Source organism: Dapis brunnea BLCC-M229 (assembly GCF_050015995.1).
In the GTDB taxonomy this organism is placed as follows: domain Bacteria; phylum Cyanobacteriota; class Cyanobacteriia; order Cyanobacteriales; family Microcoleaceae; genus Trichodesmium.
Map to the genome: position 1 here is coordinate 42,979 of NZ_JBNHEP010000250.1, position 9,304 is coordinate 52,282.

Annotated in this window: 6 protein-coding genes and 1 pseudogene; 4 read left to right on the top strand and 3 right to left on the bottom strand. The window is 32.7% G+C overall.

Annotated elements, in window-relative coordinates; genetic code table 11:
- Positions 1-432: 432 nt before the first annotated feature.
- Positions 433-795 (top strand): phage holin family protein, encoded by a 363-nt coding sequence (locus ACP6PM_RS28885; protein ID WP_426590331.1) that lies wholly within the window; start codon positions 433-435, stop codon positions 793-795.
- A gap of 371 nt (positions 796-1,166) precedes the next feature.
- Here ACP6PM_RS28885 and ACP6PM_RS28890 read toward each other — a convergent pair whose 3' ends face one another.
- The 3 genes from ACP6PM_RS28890 to ACP6PM_RS28900 form a co-directional block, all read right to left on the bottom strand.
- Complete coding sequence (locus tag ACP6PM_RS28890; protein WP_426590332.1) at positions 1,167-2,591, bottom strand: MptA/MptB family glycosyltransferase; 1,425 nt, start codon at positions 2,589-2,591, stop codon at positions 1,167-1,169.
- A gap of 1,446 nt (positions 2,592-4,037) precedes the next feature.
- A complete protein-coding gene (locus tag ACP6PM_RS28895; RefSeq protein WP_426590333.1) occupies positions 4,038-4,787 on the bottom strand; it encodes a glycosyltransferase family 2 protein in 750 nt (249 codons plus the stop codon).
- A gap of 531 nt (positions 4,788-5,318) precedes the next feature.
- Entirely contained in the window at positions 5,319-6,173 is an 855-nt protein-coding gene (locus ACP6PM_RS28900; protein WP_426590334.1) for a DUF547 domain-containing protein, read from the bottom strand.
- 519 nt (positions 6,174-6,692) lie between these two features.
- Between ACP6PM_RS28900 and ACP6PM_RS28905 the strand changes: the two genes are divergently transcribed.
- The 3 genes and pseudogenes from ACP6PM_RS28905 to ACP6PM_RS28915 all read left to right on the top strand — a co-directional run.
- Positions 6,693-7,088, top strand: coding sequence for a hypothetical protein (locus ACP6PM_RS28905; RefSeq protein WP_426590335.1), 396 nt, complete (start codon positions 6,693-6,695; stop codon positions 7,086-7,088).
- Positions 7,089-7,196: 108 nt separating this feature from the next.
- Positions 7,197-8,810 (top strand): annotated as a pseudogene (locus ACP6PM_RS28910) (IS1634 family transposase).
- Between the two features lie 279 nt (positions 8,811-9,089).
- The coding region (locus ACP6PM_RS28915; RefSeq protein WP_426590336.1) for a hypothetical protein at positions 9,090-9,304 on the top strand (215 nt) is incomplete at its 3' end.

The following is a 9,304-nucleotide window of genomic DNA, read 5'->3' on the forward strand; positions in this document are numbered from 1 at the left end:
ATCCAATCGACCAAGACAGCGGTCGGAAAGCGGAGCATAACCTTAGGATGGGATGGCTAGGTTTCCTCGCCATATCCAATCGACCAAGACAGCGGTCGGAAAGCGGAGCATAACCTTAGGATGGGATGCTGAGGAAACCTAACCATATCCAATCACCAATGGGAGAAAAGTGCTAGGATATTTCTTTATATTCAATTCCCTCGCGGTTTTAACCAGAGGTAATTATCCATTAATGAAAGCAGTTTTTAGGAAAGTGAGGTATAGTTAAAAATTAATCTTTATTAGCTCTACTCTGTTCCCAGATCCGGTGTTCCTTGTTCCCTAGAGAAATAATATTTTCTACCTTATCAGCTTACAGCAGTTTGCAAGTTTATCTATCCCAATTAAACGAAATAATTTTTCCAATTTTATTAGGAGGTTAAAACAACAGTTATGGGAAGTTTTTTATTGACTTGGTTGATGGCAACTATATCACTTTTAATTACAGCGTTTGTTGTACCTGGTGTAAGAATTGATAGTATTCCTGCTGCTGCAGTTGCAGCAATTGTTTTAGGATTATTAAATGCGATAGTTAAACCAGTTTTAACTGTTCTAACTTTGCCTCTTACAATTCTTAGTTTGGGGTTATTTTTGTTAGTCGTAAATGGTATTTCTCTTTCATTAGCAGGATATTTTACTCCTGGTTTGGAAGTAGATGGTTTTTGGCCTGCAGTTATTGGAGCAATTGTTTTATCTCTGGTTTCTAGTTTTATTGGTGGATTTGTTAATAAACCAGAAGAATCTGAAAATATTTAATTTTTGGCATTGGTGAAATAAGGTATAAAGTTCTTATGGTCGTAAGATTGATAGTAAGAAAAAAAGCTGTTTTAAATACTTATTTCTGATTCCTAAAAATCATACAATCATTGACCAACGCCTAATTGTTAGTTATACCTAAGGGACTAAATGTATCAGTGAATAAAAAAAAGTAAATAGAGAGTAAGAAGCAAGAGAGAGAGACAAGAATAGACAACTGTTGCCTGTGATAAAATAGTATGGAAATCTTGACTAAGATACAGCTATTTCTCAAATATTAGGGACTTTTGATATTAGGCATGAATGTAACATGGCAATCTTACAAGTTTGAATATTTTCTTGACAAATACTTTCTAGCTTATTTAGATAATTCAGAGTTCTTTTTTAGGGATTCTGAATTTTTTCTCTCTCCAGTTACTCCAGATAAATCCGATTATAAAAGGGAACCATAACCAATATCTTTCCATTGGAGTCAAAAACCAACTGTTATCTCCGGCAATTTGTCTGTATGGTAAAACAAAATAAATAAGTGCTGATAAAGTTACCAACTTTGTACCTAAATTTCTAGTTACTACAGCAAAAGGAATTAACCAGGTGAAATACCAAGCATGAACTATTGGAGATAAAGTTAATAATAGAAAAAAATAAGATTCAGCAAAGTTAACAAATCTATGACTATTCCAGATTAAAACTGCAACTCCTAAGCTCAATGGAATCCCATAAATCCAATTATATTTTGTTGATTGTTCCGAAATCAAGCTAACTAAATAGGGAATAAATTCAGCACTACGACCTTTAACAACAAAATTTGAACTGGTAGGAATCAGGGAACATTTTTCAGGTTCACAAAAATTTAGAGCAGCAATGCACATTGGCAATAAACTAACTAATAATAAAAAACCTACTTGTTTGATTTTACGATACAAGATATTCCCAGTTAATTTGGTACAAGCTAATTTTAATTTCTGTTCTCTGTTTGCTAAATTGTTAGTTTGATCTAATTCATTAATTTGCCAAATCCTATCAGTATTATGCTGCTGTTTATCTAATATTTTCTGCCAAACTACAAAGGATAAAATTGGTAATGACATCCATTTAATCGCGACACTTATACCAATTAAAAAACTACTCCAATACCAACGATTATTATCAAAAGCTAACCATGCTGCTACTAATGGTAAGATAAACCAACTGTCATAATGAGCCCCTCCAGCAAAGGAGTAAATAATTAAAGGATTCCAAGCATAAATTATGGTTTTTTCTAAGGTAAATTTTCTACTTAATAACCAACAAATTCCTAAGTCAGCTAAGATAAAAGCTAACTTAAATATTAATACTGATGGGTTAATTGCTGCTAAAAATCGAAATCCTAATTGACTTAAAGGTGGATAAATAGCAGAAGTATCAGAATTATTAATTAATGACCACCATTCTGTTCGATAGGGAATTAATTCTATCGCATTTGGAGCGAATTCATAAGGACTAAAACCCAAATTTTGAATGTAACCTTCCCACAAATAACGCCAAATATCATTCCCTGCTTCCATGGGAATTAATATTAGTCTAGCTAGGATAGTAATGCTCCAAAACCAGGCATAATTAATTGATTTTATTCCCCAGGAAATTATAAACCCTAAACTTATTATGCTAATACCAATCCAAAATTTGTGTACTGTATCAGCTTCCTGAAAATCACCATAAGGAATGATGAAAATTGCTCCTGCTAAGATAAAAATTGAACTTAGTAGCAACGGCAGATTTTTCCTAGTAATTGGATTGATCTTTGCTTCTTCCATTTGTTGATATTTTGCTGCATTTTTATGATTTTTTACACAGTTCTGTAAATTTGTATTATAACCAAATTCATGTATAGATAGTTACAGTAAAATCTTCTGCAAAACTATTAATATTTTTGCGATATTTCTCACGCCTACTACCTATCAACAAACTAACCGTCTGCAACATTTTATAAGATTTATATTACTAATACCAAATTCATCTATAGATGGTTACAGTAAAATGTTCAGCATTCAGCCGTCAGCTATTAGTTGTCAGCCATTAAAAAATTAGACGTTGTATAAATGCGGGATAATTTTAATAGTGTTGAGAGATTGAGCTTAAATTAAAAGTTAAATTCATTGCAGATTATACTAATTTCCTCAAGTATGGCTACACATCATATCTCAAGCACAAAATCATATAATATGGCAGGATATAAGCAGTGTAGCCTCAGTTTATGAAATTGGTATTAGCTAATTTTCCTCATTAATTCGTTGGCGCTGAATAATACCAATTCCCAAAAGTAATGCTATACTTGGGAAACACTTCAGTTATTAAGTAATTAACACAGTCATAATAACCTTTTTGCTAATAATTAGCAAGTTAATGTTAATTATTCTTATGTTTACCGAATTATTAATTGTTAATAATTAATAATTAATAATTAAATAATTCTGGTTTAAAGCCTCTCATGAGCAAGGATAAAAAGCGGTCGTTTGCGGAGCAGTCCGTTAGGATGGGATGGCGAGGTCTCCTCGCCATATCCAATCGACCAAGAGAAAAGAAATAATATTTCCTTAGATTCAATTCCGTAACGGTTTTAACCAAAGGTAATTATCAATTATCCATTATCCATTATCCATTAATGAATTATCCCCCACTCCCCTACTTCCCCGCTCAATAAAATTTAGAAAAGCTTTTGAGAAATGGTATAACCCACCGAAAAGCTGTTTGCGTAGCATTCCGTAGGAAAAGCTCACTGCTAATACCTGAATGCTTATCTAGAATGAGTACAAAATTGTTAAGAGGTTTGTTGCAGACTATAGAATTGTAAATGAAATTATCCCATTTTATAGAAAAACAATTTTTTAAACTTAGGGAAGTGTCTTTAGTTAATTATGAGGCTGTTTTATTTTCATACAAAATAAATGTTATGAATCTATACTTACTAACTCCTGCCTCTTGATACCAATCACCAAAAATAATGCTCTACTTGACGACACTTCAATTATTAAATAATTAACATAAGCAGAATTACCTTTTTAATAATTATTAGCCATTTAGTCTTAATTATTATTATTTTTACTACTACCTAAGGACGTTGCATATAACGTTTATACTACTCCCCTACTCAAGATATGAGTTGAAAATATTTTGAAAAATGGTATGACTCTTACCAATCAAATACTTTGTAGGAATTTTTTTTGGGAAACTATGTAATAACGACAAATTTTTTCCAGCAATTATATCTGTCTAGACTTTATCCATTTGTTGATATTATCCTGGAATTTTATAATTTGCCACAGACGTTTTAAGTATAATTTTCCCAGAGTTGCCAGAATAATAGTTCCAGCTTGAAAGCTACCTTTTATAGTACCTGATATTTTTGAACGCCCACCCTGACGACGACGATAACCAACAGGAATTTCACTGATTTTTAAACCACATTCTACGGCTCTAGCTTGCATTTCTACAGTCCAACCAAAACTTCGATCCTGCATTCTTATTATTTCTAAACTAGACTTCCGAATTAAACGTAGTGGGCCTAAATCTTGATACCAATATCCCCATCCTAAACCTATTAGAAAAGTAGCTAATTTATTGCCAAAATTTTGTACAGGAGTCATCGCAGACCTGCCTGCTTTAGTAGCACGGCGATCGCCTAAAATTAAGTCATATTTATTAGTAGCGGTTAAAAATTTTGGTAGTTGCTTTAAATCATCACTACCATCCCCATCACAAAATAAAATCCAATCACAATTTAAAGGTGTATTTTGAATACCACGCCAACAAGCTCTACCATAACCTGCTATGGGTTCTCGGATAACTTTTGCACCTGCGTTTATGGATTTTTCTACACTTTTATCTGTACTGCCATTATCAACTACCATTATTTTTGTTAGTCCGTAAAATTGTAAGGACTTAATAACGTTTGCAATTGTATGTTCTTCGTTAAGAACAGGAATAATTACGAATATTCTTTCTAAAAGCATTTGTTTTAATTTTTTTTGTGAATAATGAAATAACAATCTCCAGAAAAGAAGGAAATAGGGAATAGGCATAAATAATTGATTATTTATGGATAATAATGTAAACATTTAGATTAGCTTTTGAACGTAATAATTTACTAAGGTTGGCTGATAACTAATTTCATTCTTATGTCACTTTATAGTAATATCATTTCCGAATAATCAGCGATCAAAAAGTTTTTGTTTGTAGTATAGCTCTCAGCCCTAAGATAGATAGGGCTTCAGCCCTACTACAAGCTTTAATTATAACTATTTAACCGGACATTATATCAACATTCAGTAGTCAGTTATTGCTTTAAAAAAACTGTATAAATTTACTATCAAAATCAATTTTTTGCTTGGGTTTGGAGACCAAATCCCTAGGATAGAATATTACAACCTGTTTAAGATTACTATAGCTAAGAAAGAATTGGTTAGGGCTAACGACTGATGATGAATTTTAGACTAGGAAATATTTTTCTAACTGCTCCCTTATTCCCTGTTAACTGTATAATTTTATTGAACATTCAAAGACCAATCATAATCAGAATATTTTACTTTATAACCACCTTTTTCTAATAATTTTTTAGCATTATAATCTACATATTTACGAGCATAATTAACAATCGCATTCTCTGTTTTATTCAAACCATCAATATTCTCATTTTTACCATAAGTTTTCTCAAAATCTTGACCGAACCATTTAAAAATTGAAGAAAAATAAACAGCATTATTTTGACTATCTATCCTGAAGCCTTGACTATTTCCTAAAAATATTTTAGCTTGCTCGTCTAGTTGTTTTTCTAATTGTTTACCAGTATAAGGTTCCTGTCTGAGTGGAGGGCAACTTATTGCAGCACAAACTAAGGCAACATGAATTCCTGGCTCATTAAATTCTTTCCGTAAAACCTTATGTTCAATATGGTCTAATGTCATTTTTTCCCCAGCAACATCGAATTTCCTAATCTTCCAAACACCAGGAATCCTTCTAATACTTTTAGTAGGGTAACTATCAATAATAGATTCTAAAGTCAAAGAGTTATAGGCATTAATTAAGAAAGCAATTTTTTCTGCATCTGTCCAAGAATTATAACTGCTTGGACTGACAGCTCCAATGGCTGCATTAAATTCATCAAGTTTTTGTCGATTTTCTTTTAACTTTTTGTAATCAACTAATCCTTGGTTGCTGACATACTCTTTTAAGATTGAACTGTAATTTTGATAATTAAATGGTTGCCCTGAAGTAGCAGTATCTCCTTGTTTTTGTTGAGTTTCTACATCTATATTTGTAGAATTATTGAATCCACCACAGCTACTTAAGATTAGAAGTATGGGAAATAAAAATAATAATTTCTTGAGTTGATATTTCATAAATTATTCTGCCATTGATAGTAGTTTTATTATTTATCTATGAAAAACTAATGGCATGAGTAAGTTGTGAGATTTAGCTTAATTTTGACTTAAAAATTGAGATTTATACTAATTACTCAAAAGGTCGTAGTGCATTGTAATTGTTTAAGTAACGGTATAGTTATGGTTTTAGCCTTTATTTACCATTACTATACAGGGCTACCTAAATATGGTATTATAACATTTGGATAAATATTTGCTACAAATTTCAGATCTGGTGTTCCCTGTTTTCTATAAACAAAGTGTGTCCAACATTCTTTGATCGAAATTGGTATAAGTTATGAGATTAATCAGAAAACTCCTGTTACAGGCGATAGTTGTTTTTGCGATCGTTCTCCTCAATCAGTATGTTGTCATTGGCAGTAACACAAACGAGACACCCCTCACACCAGCACTTTGAAGGAATTTATTGTCAATATGAATAAGGCTTATTTCCTGCTCAAGGAGGCTCAAGAACACACAGAGCAGGAAGGTGGTTTCATGCACTCACCGGCGGTGCGACAAAAAGGCTATGCTGCACAGTTGGCTTTTGATCGAGCTGTCAATACCCTAAATCTTCAAGAAGTTGCCCCAATTAGTCGTCAAGATGTCGGCACAGAATCTGCATTATTGCTCAAAGAAATTTTAGACCGCGTTGGCTTACCTCCAGTCAGCCAGGTTCCTAATGAACAAACTGTTGCAGCAGAATCAATGACCCGCTGGAATGTTCCAGGAAGCAAGATTACGATTGAGTTGGTCGAAGAAGGTTATCATGCAGGGGAATTTCTCTTCTCACCTGAAACAGTGAAACGTCTGAAACCATTTTATCAAGCAATCAAGGCTTTACCCTATAACCCACATTCCGCACTTCAAATTGTATCACAAGAGGTTACATAAAACTTGTGTATTTAATTAAGTAGAATTACTTATGGTGTTTAGTGACTTCAGATGAGATCATAAAGCTGATGATCTCATAATTTTTAGTATTAAAAAAAATGTCAGTAGATGGAAGAAATAACAGTTAAAAATCTCGACCACTTAGGAATAGTTGCAGGACTAATTGATGAGATTGGAATTGTGGAAATAATTAACCAAAAATTAGGAGTAGATAATCGAGAGAAAATCACATCAGGCCAAGTAATTAAAGCTTTAATTCTCAACCGATTAGGAATGGTATCACTTCCTTTATATTTGTTTAGTCAGTTTTTTGAAGACAAGGCGGTAGAAAAATTATTAGGAATAGATATCTCAGGTGAATATTTAAACGACGATAAAATTGGTAGAGTCATGGATGATACCTATCAATTAGGACTAACAAATTTATTTGTAGAGATAGGATTATTAGTTATTAAAAAATTTAACATAGAGACTAAATATGCTCACTTAGATTCAACATCATTTCATTTACATGGAGAATATCATCAAATTGAATCTTCTGAAAATGATCAAAAAAGACCTATATTAATAACAAAAGGATATTCATAAGATAATTGATAGTTTTAAAACAATGTGTATTAGATTTAGTTGTCAGTAGTGATAGTGGAATACCATTTTTTATGAGGAATACTGATGGTAATGAATCAGATAAAGCAGTATTTGGTCAAATTTTAACTGAGGTCAAAAAACAAATAAAACTAGATAGTATTATGGTCTGTGATAGTGGCTTATATAGCCAAGAGAATCTCCAGTTAATCTCAAACTTAAAATGGATAACTAGAGTGCCAATGACTTTAAAAAAGGCCAAAGAAATAATTGAAGTAAACCTTGAAGAAGTAACAATTTCCTCGGAAAAAGACCCAGAAATTATAGAAATAACTAGAGTGCTTCAAGAAAAAGGATACAAATGGTTGGAGCAAAAAGTCACTTATGCTGGTATTAGACAAAAATGGTTAATTGTTGAAAGTGAACCCCGCAAAAAAAGTGATATCCAGAAGTTAGAGTCGAAAATTGAACAAGAAAAAAAGACGGCATTAAAGCTAGTAAAAAAATTAGAAACAACTGGATTTGATACAGTTAACCAAGCTCAGGTTCATTTGAAATCCATAAACAAAAAACTAAAATTATGGAGTGTTGAATCTTTAGAAATCAGGGAAAAAATATTGAATAAACAGTTGATATTCTATCATCATCAAATAGAAATTCAACCAAAAGTCTCAGAGATAGAAAGAAGAACGTGATTTGGCTGGGCGATTTATTCTGGCGACGAATATTGAGTCAAATTCAGAAATTAAAAGCCCAGAAATACTGTGGAACTATAAAAATCAACAGACTTGTGAAAGAGGTTTTAGGTTCCTCAAAGATCCACAATTTTTTGCCGATAGTTTTTTTGTGGAAAAACCTCAAAGAGTAGAAACAATGTTATTTGTTATGTCATTGTGTTTATTAGTATATAATCTTGGCCAAAGAGAGTTGAGAAATACTTTAACAAGAACCAATAATGCACTCAAGAATCAGTTAGGAAAACTAACAAATACCCCCACATTAAGATGGATATTTCAATGCTTTCAAGGCATTCATTTGCTAACTATAAATCAATCCCCAAAAGTAGTTAATATCACTGAAGAACGGAGCTTGATTTTAGAGTTTTTACCCTCTGCTTGTCAAAAATATTATCTGTGATTTTAATGATCGGCGATCGTCCTCCGGACGGTGCGGAGCACCATCGCACTACCTGTGTTCGCGGAGCGTTGCGCTAGCAGTATCATGAAAATTGATTGATGCTTTCAACTGGAGCGTAATTGCTCCCGTGTTTTCTGCTGCCAACAGAACTCCCTGGTTCACCAACAATATTGATGACATTCATTTTTTTATGTTTTATAGAATTAATTTGTTGAATTTGTTGGCTCAAATTATGATGATGATTCATGTATACCTTTGTACTACATTGTGAAGTGCGGAATGTGGGCTATAATGAATCAAATATATGGAAAGCCTCACCTGAGTTCTACAACTTTTATATTAGTACACCTGGCCACCTCCTACCCCCCAAGTGGAGTAAGTGGCTACCAAAGTGGACAACTATACTGTTTAAAGGACAGACTATCTGGCAATGGTTTAGCCTACTGCCGTGTCAAGCTTAAAATGGTGTATTATAGTTCAAAAATACTGGGGCT